This is a genomic window from Stakelama pacifica, assembly GCF_004361835.1.
Classification (GTDB): Bacteria; Pseudomonadota; Alphaproteobacteria; order Sphingomonadales; family Sphingomonadaceae; genus Sphingomonas; species Sphingomonas pacifica.
Map to the genome: position 1 here is coordinate 626,661 of NZ_SNWD01000001.1, position 15,266 is coordinate 641,926.

Sequence of the window (15,266 nt, forward strand, 5' to 3'; positions counted from 1 at the left end):
TCAAACGCATGACAATCGCGCTTCAGGATTGCGCTATCTTCGCTGTGCCGTCCGCAGCAGCCGACGCCAACCGATGATCACGCCGGTGAGGCTGAACATAAATCCGGCAGTCAACGGCAGTATCAGAAGAAATCTGCGAAGCGCAGGGCGTGTTATCAAACCCGGGAAATTGAACGTGTGCAGCCCATAATAGACCCATGCATAGGCGGCGCGGCTGTTGTTCAATACGGTGAGCAATCTACCGGTCTGACCATCGACATACAGATCGGGAAGCGTGCTGCTGCCCAACCTCACACGTAGAGCAGTTGTCGGCCATCCTTCAGCCCGTGCATAGATGCTGGCTGGATCGACGGGTGTGATACCGACCTTTTGCGCTTGCGGCCAGGCGCGGCGCACCGCCATGGTGATAAAGTGCTTCATGTTGGTGCCGCTTAGCGGCTGCCCATGGCCGTCGGTCTGGAATACCGCGCCTGCCGGGCCGTAGTTTATGACGAGGGGACGGCACGAAAGTGAGGTGAATTCGATTTCGGAGGCGCTGTCTGACCGGATCATATTCGCACCAATACCCTGAAGCGCTTCATTGAGCGGACAGCCGGCGTAGCGCGCCACCTGCGCTTCGGTCGCAGTACCTCGCGAGAACAGCCTGCCATGATCCATGGAAAGCCAGCCGCTGAAAATCCAGCCGAGCACGAACATGCTGGTCACAAGCCCGAGCAGATGATGCCAGCGAAGCCAGCGTTCGCGATAGAAGCTGAATTTGGGCGTGCGCAACCGCCGGGCAGCGGCCATGCGGACAAGGCCAAGCACGATGCCTGCCATCGCGACGATCATGCAGATCAGCGACAGCCACCACACCGACTGGTCCCACATCGTCCAGTCGGATCGCAGCGGGGTGAAATAGACCCAGTGCAACACTGCCCCTGCCCAGTTCCACATCCGCTCGCTGCGCGTGGTGCGTTGCACCAGTTCGCCGGTGCGTGCCGACAGATAAAGCTGCGTACCCGCCGGATCGTTCGCGTCGAGGCGATATAAAGGGCGATAGGTATCGAACCGGTTGTGCACGACCCACTGATCGTAATCGAACGGACCATGCACAGAGGCTCCGGCGCCGAAAAGCCGCAGCGCTTCCTTGCGCGCCTGCTCATCGGACAGGAGCGGCAGCGAAGCACCGGATATGGCGTCGATCGCCCTGCCGCCGGACGGTGTCTGAACGATATAGGCCGGGCGCCCTGCTCGTTCGACGATGCGAAGCCCGTCCGCTTGCGCGCCGATGCGCTCCAGCGCCGAAACGGGAGCAACGGCAATCTGGTCGACCGCCACTGGTGCCTGTAACCCAAGCTGGTCGGAACGCGGCAGTGCGGGAAACGGCTCGAACACCATCACCGCACCGCTCGCGAACCACAGCGCAAAGATCAGACAGGTTGCAATGCCCAGCCAGCGATGCAGCCAGACAAGCGCCGGAAGCCCTTTTCGCTGCCAGACGCGTTTAAAAGCGCGCAAGAATGCTCGCCTCCGCGCGCCGCGGTTCGCCCAGCATCACTTGCGCCGGATAATAGATATCGGCCCACTGAACGAACGTCTTACCCCAGACATTGTTGACCCGGGCGGTCAGCGACAGGCGCGGCGTCAGCGAATAGGTGGCGTACAGGATGCCCGTGGCGTAGGGCTTGAGCACCAGATCGTTCGCGGTGTTGCCATAGCGTTTACCGACATATTTCACACCGCCGCCCGCCTCCAGAGGCAGCCCGCCAATATGTTGCACGCTGGTCCAGACATTGCCGGTCCAGGCGGGTACGTTGGGCGGGCGGTTTCCGGATGCAGCAATACCGTAATTCGGATCGATGAAATCCTGATATTCCGCATCGACATAGGTACCGCTGCCTGTCACCGCCCAGTTTCGGGAGACCTTTAGCTCACCCGAAAGCTCGAAACCGCGCGATGTCTGTTTGCCGACATTATTGAGCGTATCGATCGCGACCTGTGTGAGTATGTCGCTGCGCCGGATATCGTACACCGCGGCAGTCAGCGAGCCGCGTCCGTCCAGCAGATCCGCCTTGATTCCGGCTTCGAACTGACGGGAGCTCGACAGCCCGAAATTCTGACCAGCATTGACGAGGAAAATGTTCGATCCCACCGGGTCTTTGCCCGTGCTGTAAGAAGCATAGGCCGTAACATGCGGTGCGACATCATATACCAGGCCCGCGCGCCAGTTGAACGGCTTATAGGTGCGCCTGAAGCTGATGGCGGGTTGAAACGCACCATCAGGCCCGTAATTTTCGCGCGTCAGATATAGTCGCTCAGCGCGCAGGCCGGTCACCAGCTTAAGACGCGATGTGAGGTCGAGCGAGTCTTCGGCAAACAACGCTATCTGATCCCAGCGAGTCGGACTGACGCGCTTCTGGATCGGTCCGAAACTGCCGCGCACCGGGTTCAGCGGATCGACGCTGTCGCCATCGGGGAAACCGCGACTTCGAACGAAATCCAGATGATTATAATCGAAACCGACAACAAGCTGGTTTGAAAGGCCGAACAGCGTGTGGCGGAAGGTAGCGCTGCCCTGATCGCCGACAAGATCCTGATTATGAAAGACGAAGAACCGATCGCGATCGATCAGGTTCGTGTCGGAGTTGAAAACATAGTTTTCCGCATTGATCCATTGCCGCTCGGCATGGAAATAATAGGCAGTATTGGAAAGCGTTACCGCGTCCGACGGCGACCAGTTAACGACAAGGCGCGGCCAGATCTGCCAGCTATGCGCCTTGTCATCATTGACGTTATAATTGGTGAACCGCATCCGCCGGTCGATCACCCGGCCATCCGCGCCTGAAAGAATGCCCTCGATCGAATCTGCCGCGAAATCGGCAGAGACCAGCGGTGTGCCGTAATAGGTCGACAGATTGTCGCGCAGATAGTCGACGCTCAACTCCACGGAAAGGTCGCTTGCGGGTTGAAAGAGCAGCGCGCCGGTTGCGTTGAACGAGTTCGACCCTGCATCATCGACATAGCCATCGGTGCGATGATAGCTGACATCCGCGCGACCGGCGAGCGTGTCACTGAGCACCATATTGCCACCCAGACCAAGGCTTACGGTGTCGAAGCTGCCATAGGAGGCAAGCGCCTGCCGGGTATTTCCATCGAAATCCGGATGCTTGTTAACGATGTTGACCACGCCACCGATCGCGCCCTGACCGTATAATACCGACGCGGGGCCCTTCAGCACGTCGATGCTTGCAATATTGAACGTGTTGCCGGGGCGATTGATCATATTCGCCGGCCCCAGATACAGGCCGTTATGCAGGATCATCACCTGTTCGCCGGTGAAACCACGCATCGAGAAGAGCGACGGGTCGCCGGGAGCACCGCCCGAGATAATGCCGGGCAGGCTGTCGGTTGCCTCTTCGACGGTGCGAAAACCCCGCGTCAGGATTTCGTCAGCACCGATCCGATCCAGCGTGGCAGGCGTGTCGCGGATCGACAGATTCAGCCTGCTGGCGGTCGGCACAGGCGTATCGAGTTGGCGAAGACGCCAGCCTGTTACGGTGATTTCTTCGGTCAACCCCATACCGGCTTTTATGGTTCGCGCATCGGGTGCCGTGCCATCGGGCCGCGCAGGAAGGGTATCCTGCGCATAGCCAAGGCCACTTGTGCAAAGGGCGATGGCAGCGAGAGAGGGGCGATATAGTCTCAGGATCGGGAAACCAGTCATTTTGGTCCTTGTATGGGGAAGAACGCACGCGGCAAGACGCATCCGCGCGCGGGATGATGTTGAAAAAGCGTGCAGATCAGATTCGGCGGCCTGGCACCGCATGGCGCGACCGTCCCATCAGCCTGCCGATCGCGAGGACGACTACGATCCCCGCAGCGGCAGCGATACCCATGGTCGAAAACACGATGTCGGAAAGTGCGATCTCCACCCGGTGTTCGGCCAACGCATATGCCGCCATGCCGTAACTCAGTAGCACGACGACCCAGCCGACCGCCCGGCGATAGCGGCGCATAACGCTGGCCGATCGTCCCGCGTTGCGCAGCAGTCGCGCCACAATCTGGCTGTCCGCGGTATCGGCAAGCAGCATTCCTGCGGCAAACACGGCAGCAATTACGATGGCACCGATTGTACCGCCTTTGGCGGTCGCTGCCGCACCCCATGCGGCTGCCTGTGTTGCAGTATCGAAGACGAGCCCGAACACGATCCCGATCAAAACAATCGCAAACGGATGGGTGCTGGCGCGCAGCCGGACCGGGACCAGATTCGCCCGCCACCCAACCGGCGTATATTCCCTCCGGTTGAGCAATGCGGCGAGGTTCAGCGAACCGACGACGATCAGCAGGAAGATTACCGCGCTGTCCACCACCGATGCTATCCATTGCGGAATCGTAAAGGCGGAAGCAAATAGCGACACGCCGATCGCAACCGCGCCGACCGAAAGACTATGCCCGGCCGCGAAGAAGCTCCCTGTCCATGGCGCAAGCCGCGGTCGGGCATCGGCCGTGCGGAAGACGATATTGTCGATAACCGCGATATGGTCGGGGTCGAGCGCGTGACGCAGACCCAGCAGGAAAGCGAGCCATAATACAGGCATTTCGATCATTGTTCGTCCTCCCGAACGAGAATGCCGCGGCTTTCGAGCTTTTTCAGGCGCGCAGGAATGGCCTTTACAATCGCCAGCAAGCGCGGACGTGGCGCCTTTTTCCATTCGCGACATTCGGCCAGCGTTCGCCCGCATGCCACGCACCAGCCGGTGCGACCGTCGAAGCGGCACACATTCACGCAAGGGCTCTTCATGCGCGCGCGATGACGTTCGGGAGGCGAAGGCTTTTGCCGGTTGGCAGCCACGTGCAGCCGCGCAACGGTGTCATGCGCATGACGCGGCTGCAGTGCTTTTTTCTCTACAGGTGCCGCACAGCCCGGATATCTCTACGCTGTCGGGCGCAAATTTGATCTGGCGTGCGTCGGCAAGCTCGCGAAGCGCTCCGACCAGCAACGGCATCGCTTTCCATTCAACGCAGCGGCATTGTTCGCAAATCATGCAGAGCTCTGCGGTGGCGCTCGATGCGAGATACGCATTGACCGTGTGGACGCGGCGCACCTGATGCTTTTCGATCAGCCGGGCTGTCGTTCGATAGACCTGATTGGCGCACAGGCGAGCGCCTTCTACTGCGGCGAGTTGCGCGATATCGTACGCACTGACCGGGCGATCCACACGGTCCAGTACGCGCATCACGATTTCCTCATTCTCACACGCGGTTCGCCGCGTAGGCGGGCGAAGAGCATCTTCGTCGCCGGCTATCGCCATTGGGGCGCACCGATACCGGATTGCGGCAGCAGGCCTTCGCCCGGATCATAGCCGGAGATCCCTTGCAGGCCGAACCGCTCGATCCCGTTCGTCATCAGGGCAAGCGTCGAGCGAAGTTCGTCTTCGCTGATGTCACGCGTTATGAGAACCAGCCGCGTGCGCCGGTCGTCCGAGGGCCAGGCATCCAGCAGCACCGGCGGGTGGAAAATGTGCTGTACGCCGTGAATAACCACCGGGCGGTCTTCGCCGATCAGATTGACGATGCCCTTGACCCGCAGGATATCCGGGCCTTTGAGCATCGTCAGAATGTCGATCCAGCGCTCAAACGCTTCGGGCTGGAGCGGATCGTCAAAGGTAAGGCATGTCGCATGGATGCGATCGTCATGCCGGTTCACGTCATGATGATGGTCATGGTCATGCGAATGATCATGCCCGTGATCGTGATGCCCATGATGTTTGTGATCATGATCATGATCGTGCGGCGCTTCATACGCTTCGAGCTGAAGCCAGCGCTGCACATCGTTCGATTTGGTTTCAGGGTTGTACAGACCGGCATCGAACAACGCGGCTGGATCAACCTCGCCGTCCACCACCGGAAGGATCGGCGCGGCTGGATTCAGGCCGCGCAGGCGTCGTTCGATCGCACTGCGTTCGTCCGCTGATGCCAGATCGGTCTTGGTCAGCAGGATGCGGTCGGCCATCGCAGCCTGCTTCACCGCCTCTTCCTGCCGGTCCATCGTCGCCATGCCTGCTGCGGCATCGACCGTCGCGATCACTGCATCGAGCCGATAGACATTGATCAGATCGGGATCGGTGAGCAACGTGTGCAGGACTGGCGCGGGATCGGCGAGACCGGTGGTCTCGATCACCACCCGGTCGAACCAGCACTTCCCATCGCGCGCAAACCGCCAGGGCGCATCACGCAACGTGGCGCGCAGATCGCCGCGAATGGTGCAGCACAGACAGCCGCCCATCATCTCCATCACCAGATTGTCGTCGGACCTGACGATCAGGTCATGATCAAGGCTGACCGCGCCGAATTCGTTGATGATAACGAGCGCCCGATCCATTTGCGGCGAACGTACCAGCCGGTTGAGCAGCGTCGTTTTGCCGCTGCCCAGAAACCCGGTCAGCACCGACACCGGGAGCAACGATTGCGCCCCGCCAAACAGCGCGGTCATCGTTCAGATCCAGGACTTGTGACAAGGACGAGCGTGCTGGAGCGTTGCCGGGTAACTACCATCAATCCTTCGCAAAAACCGTTGGGACTTTGATGGCTAGCTTAATGATATATTGTATCATTAATTGCAAGGAGCAAAGCGTCGGGCTGCATCGCATGCTACGGGGTCAGGCTACGGCTCTTGAAAAGGCGGCACAAGGAGCGTTAGCGCTCAAAGGCCGCCGATGCGTTGCTGGATTTGATGACCTGATAGGCGCCACAGCGGCAGATAAGTCCCAGATCTGGTCGGTCGGTCCGCCCTGAGAACTTGATGAACGAACGGAAGGTTTAGAGAAGCCGATTCGAACGACTGAACGGCGGCTATGTTAGCGGAGATAGCCGGTGAATCGCCGCCTTCTGGCGACTACCGGCATCGCCCGTGGACCCCGCCTGTTTAAGGCAACGCCTCGTAAGAATGTAATTTTCGTTCAGAGGCGGAATGCGCTACGATCGGTCTCAGTAAAGATCGTTCCTGACGCTGTGCTGGTAGTGGGCATCCACGGCCTCAGCATCGGCGGGCGACCCGCCCGCCATCGCGACCTTCATCTCACCGATCGACGGCAGGCTCTTGCGGTCGATGCGGGCCTCCGGCTGCCAGAGCCGCGCTCGGTTCACAGCCTTGCCGCAGTGGAAGAGGCTTGATCGATCGTCACGACGATGGCCGTCTTCGGAGCCTTCTGCCCTTCCTTCAACGATCCCAGCAGATCGGGATTGGTGGAGATGCGGCCCTTTCCGTTGATGCGGAGGAACACCTCCAGTCCGGGAAACAGGAACAACATGGCGAGCCTGGGATCCTCCACCAGATTGCGCATCGTCTCGATACGGTTGTTGCCGGGCCAGTCGGCAAAGGCGACGTGATGTGGGTCCAGGACCTTCACGAAGCCGGCCGGCCCTCCGCGGGGAGAAGCGTCGAGGCCCTGTTCTCGCCCGCTTGCCAGGCAGAAGAAGGTGGCTGCGCCGATATAGGCTTCATGGAACGGCACCAGATATGGCAGCACGGCGCGCTGAATGGCCTCGGCTGGCTGCGCATAGAGGCGATCGAGATCGTCGCCGGTGACTTCGGACATAGTGGGTAACTCTCTGGAAGGAATGTCGCCCCTGTAGCATTTCAGCACTGGCGGCGCTAAGCCACTCATGCCATTCTATAGTAGATTTACGCCATGATGTCGCGTCCCCCACCCGATCAAATCGGCAACGACGTCGAAGGACCATCGGTCGTTGCCTTCGCCGTGGAACTGAGGACGGAGTTCGCGACGCCACCCCACAGCCATACCCGCGGGCAGATGATCGGCTGCAGCAGGGGTGTTGTGACGATCGTGACCGATGCCGGATCCTGGATCGTTCCGGCCGGTCATGCAATCTGGCTGCCGCCCTACCAGGTGCATGGCGGCCAGAGCTTCGGGCCCGGGGCCGGCTGGAGCCTCTATCTGTCACCTGCCGCGTGCCAGACGCTCCCGCCGACACCGCGCACGGTGGCCGTTCCACCGCTGTTGCGCGAGGCGATCCTTCGCGCGGCCTCCTGGCCAGACGAGGCGATGGACGAAGCGCGCCAGCGGATCGCCGACCTCATTATTCACGAGATAGGTATGCTCCCCGCCGAGGCGCTCGGCCTGCCCATCCCGCACGATCCTCGCCTGCGGCGGATCGCCCGGGCCCTGCTGGAGCAACCGGCCGATGGTCGTTCAGTCCATCAGTGGGCAGCTTGGGCGGGGACCACGGCACGAACGCTCAGCCGGCGCTTTCCTCAGGAGACCGGCCTGACTTTCGTCGACTGGCGTCAGCGGGCGCGCCTGATGCGCGCGCTTGAAATGCTCGCAGAAGGAACGCCTGTCACCACCATCGCGATCGACCTCGGATACAGCAGCGTCAGCGGTTTCATTGCGCTCTTCCGTCGCACCTTTGGCGTCACGCCAGCGGCCCATCCAATCGGGCGTGCGCAATAAGCGGGCTCCCGCCGAAGACCGTTTACTTCTAGCTAAGAGCCGCAACCTCTGGCCGCGATTTCCTCATGGCACGTAATTGCAGCTTGTACGCATAAACGAGTGTCCGCTTCCGCGATACCGCTACGCGCCGCTTAGTTTCGGTAGCTGGGCCTACCGTCATCCCGGCGAATAGGGGCAGCCGGGAAGCTATTGCTCCTTTTCTGCCTTGGAAATCTTCCTGATAGTCGGCCGTCATGTCACATCTCGACACCCGCTCGCGCATAACGCAATGGCGGCATCCCAACGTGGCGCGTGAAGGCGGTGCTGAAGGTGCTGGCCGAGCTATAGCCGATCCGAGCCGCGACCTGTTCGATCGCCAGATCGCGGGTACGCAGCATGCGCTTGGCGAGTGCCATGCGCCAGGTCAGGAGATATTCCATCGGCGGCAATCCGACGATACGGCTGAAGCGCGCGAAGAACGCCGAGCGCGACATTGCCGCTTCGGCCGCCAGCTCGGCGACCGTCCAGCCATGCGCCGGCTGCTCATGCATGGCACGCAATGCCCCAACCAGACGGTCGTCGGACAGGCCGCGTGCGACGCTGGGGAAAGAAGCGGAATCGCTTCCGCAACGCAGCGCCTCGATCAACAGCACTTCCAGTAGCCGCTCCAGGATCAGTTCCCGCCCAGGCCGCACAGCGCGGGTCTCGTCGCCGACCAGAGCCAGCAGTTGCGCCAGCCTGGACTCGCCGCGGGCGACGACTATTGCTGGAAGGAGTGAGACGAGTAATGCCGCATCGGGTGAGGCGAAGCTGCACAAACCGACCTGCATCCTAAGATTGACCGGCGCATCTGCTGGCCCCACTCGAAACCGACCCTCGCCGAGCTCCCGAGGCACCATGTCGATCCCATGGCGCGGAGCCTCGATGCTTTCGAGAGCCTGCTCGCTTGACGTGGGGGTCAAAACGAAATCGCCGGCACGCACGATGATGGGGGACTTACCCGCGCCAACCACGCGGCATTCGCCTTCCAGAACCGCAAAATAGACGGGCTTGCCGGCGAGCTCGGGGCGGATGCGCCAGCGCCCGGCATATTCCACCAGCTTCGAATAGCTGGCCGACGGCTGCAGCAAGGTCACGATCTCGGAAAGCGGGTCAACGGACATATCAGGACTATTACCAATTAATTCGGGACGATCATGCATAGAACGTCCCGCGTGAAATAGCCACTTCCGGGGGACAGCCACGATTCTGGAGTTTTCCATGCCCACTGTTCTCATCACCGGATGTTCCTCAGGCTTCGGCCTCGAAACCGCGAAACTGTTTCTAGGGAAAGGCTGGCGGGTCATAGCCACGATGCGCAAGCCTCAGCCGGACATTCTGCCGACGTCCGACAATCTCACAGTGCTGCCGCTGGACGTTACCGATGCCGCCAGCATTGCGAGCGCGCTCGAACAGGCCGGCGAGATCGACGTTCTAGTCAACAATGCAGGGTTTGGCGCCGCCGTGCCCATCGAACTGATCGAACCCGAGACGGCGCGCCAATTATTCGAGACCAATATGCTCGGCACGCTGGCGATGCTTCAGGCGGTTCTGCCCGGTTTCCGTAAGCGCCGCAATGGAACGGTTATCAACGTCACGTCCTCGGCAACGCTCAAGCCGCTCCCACTGGTCAGCGTCTACCGCGCGAGTAAGGCGGCGGTGAATGCGCTCACGGAGTCGCTGGCTGTCGAGATGGAGCCCTTTGGCGTGCGCGTGCATATGGTTCTTCCCGGTCGTGCGCCAGAAACCCGCTTCGGCGAGAGTGCCATGCCGCATCTTCGTGGGCTGGATGATCCCGATTACAAACCCATGATCGAGGGTATGATCGCCAATTTCCGCGAAGCGAGCGGCCCGGTCACCCTTGCGGGCGATGTCGCGCAGGCAATCTGGCATGCGGCCACTGACCCGAATGCACCGCTCTGGATTCCGGCAGGCGAGGACGCCGTGCAGTGGATGGCTGAGGCCAGGTGATCGCGCTGCCGATGCGTTGGGACGGCTGAACACCGCAAGTCCGTCCGAAGACACCTGTAAAAGCCGGGCTGCGTAGATCGCGCAGCCCGGCCATCATCGTTGCGCTGGCTTCGGAGCGGAAGACGTGCTTTTTCTACGGTCATGGCCGAACCAACCCAAGAACAGATTGATCAACTCTCGCTGGCATTCGAACGTTTTACGCGCCGCTTCAAAGTGGCGGAGGCGGCGGCCGCGGCCGAGAACGCACTGAACGCGCTTGACGCGCAGTCGCTCGTCTTCATCAGCGAAAACACGGGGTGTAACGCTGGCGAAATTGCGCGCTATCTCGACGTCGTGCCAACCACCATGTCCTCGGCGATCGAGCGGCTCGTGCGCAAGGGGCTGATCGAGCGGCGCCGGCCGGAAGAAAACCGCCGGTCCGTGGCACTGACCGCGACCGTGAAAGGTTTGCAGGCGGTCGACGATCACAAGGCTGGTTATCGCAACGCCTGCGCGGCAATGTTGCGGGCGCTCGACAGCGGGGAACAAACGCAACTGATCCGACTTACAGAAAAAATAGCCGATACGAAAGTTGAATAATACGATTTTCGTATTATTCTGTCGGCATGGCCGGCACGGGCTTTACGCGCCGGCCTCAGCACGGAGGCGTTTATGCCCATCTCGATCAACGGTGCCGACCATCCCCTGCCAGACGATCCCCGCGTTTCGCTGCTCGACCTGCTGCGCGAGCGGGAGGGCCTCACCGGCACCAAGCTTGGCTGTAACCAAGGTGCCTGCGGCGCCTGCACGGTGCTGCTGGACGGGGAACGGGTGCTGTCGTGCCTGACGCTGGCGGTACAGGCGGACGGGCGTGAGGTGCGCACGATCGAAGGGCTCGAAGGACCAGATGGCGCGCTCCATCCGCTGCAACAGGCCTTTATCGATCATGACGGATTCCAGTGCGGCTATTGCACGCCTGGCCAGATCTGCTCGGCCATTGCGATGGCGCAGGAACTGCGACGCGGCGACCCGAGCCATGTCACCGCCGATCTCGCCAGCGGCCCCAACGGCCCTACGCGCGAGGAAATCCGCGAACGCATGAGCGGCAATCTGTGCCGCTGCGGCGCGCATAACGGGATCGTCGAGGCGATCGAGCAAATGCTGGCGCGAGAAGCGCTATGACGCCGTTCGCCTATCGCACCGCTTCGGATCGGGCGGACGCCCTGAGCGCCCACAGCGGCGCACGCTTTCTGGGCGGCGGGACCAATCTGGTCGATCTGCTGCGCCAGAATGTCGAAAGCGCGGCTGAGCTGGTCGATGTCAGCCGCCTCCCCGGTTCGATCAGCGAGACCGTAAATGGCGGCTTGCTGGTCGGCGCGTCGGTGAAGAACAGCGCTCTGGCCGCGCACCCGCTCGTCCGCAGCCGCTACCCCATGCTGTCACGCGCACTGCTGGCTGGCGCTTCGGCGCAAATCCGCAACATGGCGACGGTGGGCGGCAATATCATGCAGCGTACCCGCTGCGTCTATTTCTACGATGCCGAGGGCGCGCGGTGCAACAAGCGCCAACCGGGCAGCGGTTGCGATGCAATCGGCGGGTTCAACCGCTATCACGCGATACTCGGCGCCAGCGAGGACTGCGTGGCCACCCACCCTTCCGACATGTGCGTCGCGCTTACCGCGCTTGATGCCGTGGTGCATATTGCCGGGCCAGACGGCGAACGCACCGTTGCACTGACCGAATTTCACCAGCTCCCTGGCGCAACGCCGCATATCGAGACGTTGCTGAAGCCGGGCGAACTGATCACTGCGGTCGAACTTCCGCCCGCCGGTGCGTCGGCAACCCACTCCGAATATCGCAAGGTCCGCGACCGCTCCAGCTACGCCTTCGCGCTGATCTCGGTGGCCGGCGGGCTGGAGGTCGTGGACGGCAAGGTCGCTGATGTCCGAATCGCGCTGGGCGGCGTGGCGGCGAAACCGTGGCGCGCCACGCGCGCGGAAGCGGCGCTCAAAGGATTGCCAGCAACCCGCGAGAACTTCCTCGCCGCAGCAGCCGAGGAACTGACGGCAGCACGGCCGCTGGACGGCAATGCGTTCAAGGTCGGACTGACGCAGCGGACCATCGCCGCTGTCCTTACATCGCTGGCAGGAGAGCGCGCATGAGCAAGCTGCAAAACGCGCTGATCGGCGGCGTCCGTACCGTGCTCGGCCATCTTCCTGCGGCATGGCTGCCCGGTGCCTCGCCCGATCAACTGGCCGATAAGCGGGTTACGCTCGGCACTCAGCAGCCGCGCATCGACGGTCCCGAAAAGGTGCGCGGCACCGCGCGCTTCGCCGCCGAGGTGCCGATGGACGACCTGCTCCACGCCGCGTTCGTCCATTCCACGATTGCCCGCGGCACGATCGCCGAGCTGGATGTTACCGCGGCCGAAGCAGCGCCCGGAGTGGCGCTGGTGATGACGCACCACAATGCCCCAAGAATGAAGGTGCCGCCCACGATCGGCCTGACCAATCTCAAGGCGGCAGGCAACCACACTCTGCCGGTGATGCAGGATGCGGAGATCCGGTGGAACGGCCAGGTCATGGCGGTCATACTGGCCGAGACCCGCGAGCAGGCCGATCATGCCGCCACACTGGTTCGCATGAGTTACGATGCCGCTCCTTCGCGCACCCGGTTCGAGGAAGGAAAGGCCCACGCCCGCACGCCGGACTCCATGCTGATGGAGCGTAATCGACTGGAAAAGGGCAATCCCGCCAGGAAGCTGGCCGAGGCGGCAGTCTCGATCGATGCCACCTACAATACGCCGTGGCTGAGCCAAAATCCGATCGAACCGCATGCTGCAACCATCGCCTGGCAAGGCGAGAAGCTGATCGTTCATGACGCGACCCAGATGATCAACGCGACGGCCGGCTCGCTGGCCAAGGTGTTCGGTATCAAGGAAGAGGACGTTTTCGTCAGCTCACCCTTCGTGGGCGGCGGGTTCGGCGCCAAGGGGCTGTGGGACCACCAGATATTGGGCGCCGCCGCCGCGAAACTGGCTGGCCGGCCGGTGCGCGTCCGGCTCTCGCGCGCCAGCATGCATCGACTGGTCGGCGGCAGGACGCAGACCGAGCAGCGCGTGGCGCTGGGCTCCGACGCCAATGGCAAGCTCAAGGCGCTGCTGCATCACGGCTATGCCACCAAGCCGCTCCACAGCATCTGCGACGAAGGGTTCGGCCTGACCGGCCGGTCGCTCTATGCGTGCGAAAGCTTCGACATCGTCCAGCATTATGTCGATCTCGACCTGCTGGCCAATTCCTTCATGCGCGGCCCGGGCGAGGCGCCCGGAACCTTCGCTATAGAATGCGCAATGGACGAGCTTGCGCATGCGTTGAAGATGGACCCGGTCGAACTGCGTCGCCGCAACGTGGCGACCTGCGACCCCGTCAGCGGGGCACCACATTCGCAGAGCGACATAATGGCCGCCTACGACATGGGCGCGCAGCGTATTGGCTGGGGCCGGCGCGCGGCGGAACCGCGCACACGATCGGACGGCGAATGGCTGATCGGCATGGGTTGCGCTAGCGGCACATTCCCTTTCATCCGCATGCCCGGCACCTCCGCGCGGATCACGCTGGACTCCGGCGGACACGCCCATGTCGCCAGCGCGGCGCATGAAATGGGCATGGGGACCGCAACGGTGCAACGCCAGCATGCGGCGGACCGCCTCGGCCTGCCGCTCGACAGCGTATCGGTGACGATCGGCGATTCCCGCCTGCCTTTCGCCAGCTTTGCGGGGGGCTCCTCGCAAACGGCCTCTCTGGGCGCTGCGATCAGCGCGGCAAGTGACAAGCTCGCGGCGCAATTGCTGCGTCTCGCGGGCAACGACACGCCGCTGGCGGGTCTCAAGCCTGGCGAGGTCAGATTTGCCGACGGCGGCTTGCGAAAAATCGACGATCCGGCCCGGTACGAAAGCTTCGCCTCGATCCTGAAGCGTGCGGGGCGCGAGGAAGTGAGCGTCATCGGCGAAAGCACGGCCCCGCTCGAAATGCTCAAATTCTCGATGCACAGCACATCGGCCATTTTCTGCGAAGTGCGGGTGAGCGAGGTGACCGGCGAGATTCGGGTCGCCCGGCTGGTCGGCGCCTTCGATTGCGGTCGCATCCTCAACGCGCAAACCGCCGCCAGCCAGTTTAAGGGAGGCATGATCATGGGTCTCGGCATGGCGTTGGCCGAAGAGACGCTGCTCGACGAGCGCAGCGGCCGGATCATGAGCACCTCGCTGGCCGAATACCATGTGCCGGTGCATCTCGACGTGCCGGATATCGATGTAATGTGGACCGACATCCCCGATCCGCGAACGCCGATGGGCGCGCGCGGCATCGGCGAGATCGGCACGACAGGCGTGGCCGCGGCGGTTGCCAATGCCATCTTCAACGCCACCGGCATCCGCGTGCGGGACCTGCCGATAACGCTCGACAAGCTGAATCTTGGCTAGCTGACCCGAGCGAGATAGAAACTCGGATTAGCAATGCGTATGCGCTCGGCGGTTCCCGCCGACATAGCCGACGTTCACCGAGCAAGGCTGGGCCGACAAAAGCGGCCTTTCATTCATCTTCGCATCGGTCAGAATGAAGGACGCGGTTTGCTCGGCAGCGGACACAACTCGGAAGGCGGAAACCGCCAACAAAGCCGTCAGCGCGGCCGCCCTCACGATTCACTTCAAAGTCGGCGTCTATCGCTTCATCGGGGGCACCACGAATTTCCTGCTCCGCCCGCTCAGCGTAGGCTTCTCGACTGTCGGTATTTCCAAAACGCGCTTGACGTGATGTTTGCAGCACTGACGTCGGTGCGCCTGCACAT

The 15,266-nt window shown here is 62.1% G+C and carries 16 protein-coding genes; 7 read left to right on the forward strand and 9 right to left on the reverse strand.

Going from position 1 to position 15,266, the window contains the following annotated elements; all coding sequences use genetic code 11:
* Positions 1-33 precede the first annotated feature (33 nt).
* From EV664_RS02835 to EV664_RS02865, 8 genes are all read right to left on the reverse strand, one after another.
* Positions 34-1,500 carry a PepSY domain-containing protein gene (locus EV664_RS02835; protein WP_133494123.1) on the reverse strand — a complete coding sequence of 489 codons (1,467 nt, stop codon included), beginning with the start codon at positions 1,498-1,500 and terminating at the stop codon, positions 34-36.
* Positions 1,487-3,562: a TonB-dependent receptor gene (locus EV664_RS02840; RefSeq protein ID WP_133494124.1), complete on the reverse strand. Its 2,076-nt coding sequence runs from the start codon at positions 3,560-3,562 to the stop codon at positions 1,487-1,489. Before EV664_RS02840 ends, EV664_RS02835 begins: the two co-directional genes overlap by 14 nt.
* 220 nt (positions 3,563-3,782) lie before the next feature.
* Complete coding sequence (locus EV664_RS02845) at positions 3,783-4,589, reverse strand: HoxN/HupN/NixA family nickel/cobalt transporter (protein ID WP_133494125.1); 807 nt, start codon at positions 4,587-4,589, stop codon at positions 3,783-3,785.
* On the reverse strand, positions 4,586-4,768 hold the full coding sequence (locus EV664_RS02850) for a DUF1289 domain-containing protein (protein ID WP_244923119.1): 183 nt from the start codon (positions 4,766-4,768) through the stop codon (positions 4,586-4,588). Before EV664_RS02850 ends, EV664_RS02845 begins: the two co-directional genes overlap by 4 nt.
* A gap of 85 nt (positions 4,769-4,853) precedes the next feature.
* A complete protein-coding gene (locus tag EV664_RS02855) occupies positions 4,854-5,222 on the reverse strand; it encodes a hypothetical protein (protein WP_133494127.1) in 369 nt (122 codons plus the stop codon).
* A gap of 62 nt (positions 5,223-5,284) precedes the next feature.
* Positions 5,285-6,475, reverse strand: a complete 1,191-nt coding sequence (locus EV664_RS02860) for a CobW family GTP-binding protein (RefSeq protein WP_133494128.1) — start codon at positions 6,473-6,475, stop codon at positions 5,285-5,287.
* Between the two features lie 494 nt (positions 6,476-6,969).
* Positions 6,970-7,128 (reverse strand): hypothetical protein, encoded by a 159-nt coding sequence (locus tag EV664_RS19390; RefSeq protein WP_211338448.1) that lies wholly within the window; start codon positions 7,126-7,128, stop codon positions 6,970-6,972.
* Entirely contained in the window at positions 7,125-7,580 is a 456-nt protein-coding gene (locus EV664_RS02865) for a pyridoxamine 5'-phosphate oxidase family protein (protein WP_211338449.1), read from the reverse strand. Before EV664_RS02865 ends, EV664_RS19390 begins: the two co-directional genes overlap by 4 nt.
* Positions 7,581-7,673: 93 nt before the next feature.
* Between EV664_RS02865 and EV664_RS02870 the strand changes: the two genes are divergently transcribed.
* Positions 7,674-8,456, forward strand: a complete 783-nt coding sequence (locus tag EV664_RS02870) for an AraC family transcriptional regulator (protein ID WP_211338450.1) — start codon at positions 7,674-7,676, stop codon at positions 8,454-8,456.
* Between the two features lie 236 nt (positions 8,457-8,692).
* On the opposite strand, the gene EV664_RS02875 is transcribed toward EV664_RS02870, so the two are convergent.
* Positions 8,693-9,637: an AraC family transcriptional regulator gene (locus EV664_RS02875; protein WP_229668052.1), complete on the reverse strand. Its 945-nt coding sequence runs from the start codon at positions 9,635-9,637 to the stop codon at positions 8,693-8,695.
* 58 nt (positions 9,638-9,695) lie between these two features.
* Between EV664_RS02875 and EV664_RS02880 the strand changes: the two genes are divergently transcribed.
* From EV664_RS02880 to EV664_RS02905, 6 genes are all read left to right on the forward strand, one after another.
* Positions 9,696-10,445, forward strand: coding sequence for an SDR family oxidoreductase (locus EV664_RS02880; RefSeq protein WP_133494129.1), 750 nt, complete (start codon positions 9,696-9,698; stop codon positions 10,443-10,445).
* A 141-nt stretch (positions 10,446-10,586) separates the two neighbouring features.
* A complete protein-coding gene (locus tag EV664_RS02885) occupies positions 10,587-11,024 on the forward strand; it encodes a MarR family winged helix-turn-helix transcriptional regulator (RefSeq protein ID WP_133494130.1) in 438 nt (145 codons plus the stop codon).
* Positions 11,025-11,096: 72 nt separating this feature from the next.
* Positions 11,097-11,606, forward strand: a complete 510-nt coding sequence (locus EV664_RS02890; RefSeq protein ID WP_133494131.1) for a (2Fe-2S)-binding protein — start codon at positions 11,097-11,099, stop codon at positions 11,604-11,606.
* Positions 11,603-12,586: an FAD binding domain-containing protein gene (locus tag EV664_RS02895; protein ID WP_133494132.1), complete on the forward strand. Its 984-nt coding sequence runs from the start codon at positions 11,603-11,605 to the stop codon at positions 12,584-12,586. Before EV664_RS02890 ends, EV664_RS02895 begins: the two co-directional genes overlap by 4 nt.
* Complete coding sequence (locus EV664_RS02900; protein ID WP_133494133.1) at positions 12,583-14,901, forward strand: xanthine dehydrogenase family protein molybdopterin-binding subunit; 2,319 nt, start codon at positions 12,583-12,585, stop codon at positions 14,899-14,901. Before EV664_RS02895 ends, EV664_RS02900 begins: the two co-directional genes overlap by 4 nt.
* Positions 14,902-15,034: 133 nt before the next feature.
* Entirely contained in the window at positions 15,035-15,232 is a 198-nt protein-coding gene (locus tag EV664_RS02905; protein ID WP_133494134.1) for a hypothetical protein, read from the forward strand.
* Positions 15,233-15,266 lie beyond the last annotated feature (34 nt).

Excerpts from the sequence above, each read along its gene's own strand:
- EV664_RS02840 (WP_133494124.1), bottom strand. The coding sequence starts at position 3,562 with ATGGGGTTGACCGAAGAAATCACCGTAACAGGCTGGCGTCTTCGCCAA.
- EV664_RS02845 (WP_133494125.1), bottom strand. The coding sequence starts at position 4,589 with ATGATCGAAATGCCTGTATTATGGCTCGCTTTCCTGCTGGGTCTGCGT.
- EV664_RS02860 (WP_133494128.1), bottom strand. The coding sequence starts at position 6,475 with ATGACCGCGCTGTTTGGCGGGGCGCAATCGTTGCTCCCGGTGTCGGTG.
- EV664_RS02865 (WP_211338449.1), bottom strand. The coding sequence starts at position 7,580 with ATGTCCGAAGTCACCGGCGACGATCTCGATCGCCTCTATGCGCAGCCA.
- EV664_RS02870 (WP_211338450.1), top strand. The coding sequence starts at position 7,674 with ATGATGTCGCGTCCCCCACCCGATCAAATCGGCAACGACGTCGAAGGA.
- EV664_RS02875 (WP_229668052.1), bottom strand. The coding sequence starts at position 9,637 with ATGCATGATCGTCCCGAATTAATTGGTAATAGTCCTGATATGTCCGTT.
- EV664_RS02880 (WP_133494129.1), top strand. The coding sequence starts at position 9,696 with ATGCCCACTGTTCTCATCACCGGATGTTCCTCAGGCTTCGGCCTCGAA.
- EV664_RS02885 (WP_133494130.1), top strand. The coding sequence starts at position 10,587 with ATGGCCGAACCAACCCAAGAACAGATTGATCAACTCTCGCTGGCATTC.
- EV664_RS02890 (WP_133494131.1), top strand. The coding sequence starts at position 11,097 with ATGCCCATCTCGATCAACGGTGCCGACCATCCCCTGCCAGACGATCCC.
- EV664_RS02895 (WP_133494132.1), top strand. The coding sequence starts at position 11,603 with ATGACGCCGTTCGCCTATCGCACCGCTTCGGATCGGGCGGACGCCCTG.
- EV664_RS02900 (WP_133494133.1), top strand. The coding sequence starts at position 12,583 with ATGAGCAAGCTGCAAAACGCGCTGATCGGCGGCGTCCGTACCGTGCTC.
- EV664_RS02905 (WP_133494134.1), top strand. The coding sequence starts at position 15,035 with ATGAAGGACGCGGTTTGCTCGGCAGCGGACACAACTCGGAAGGCGGAA.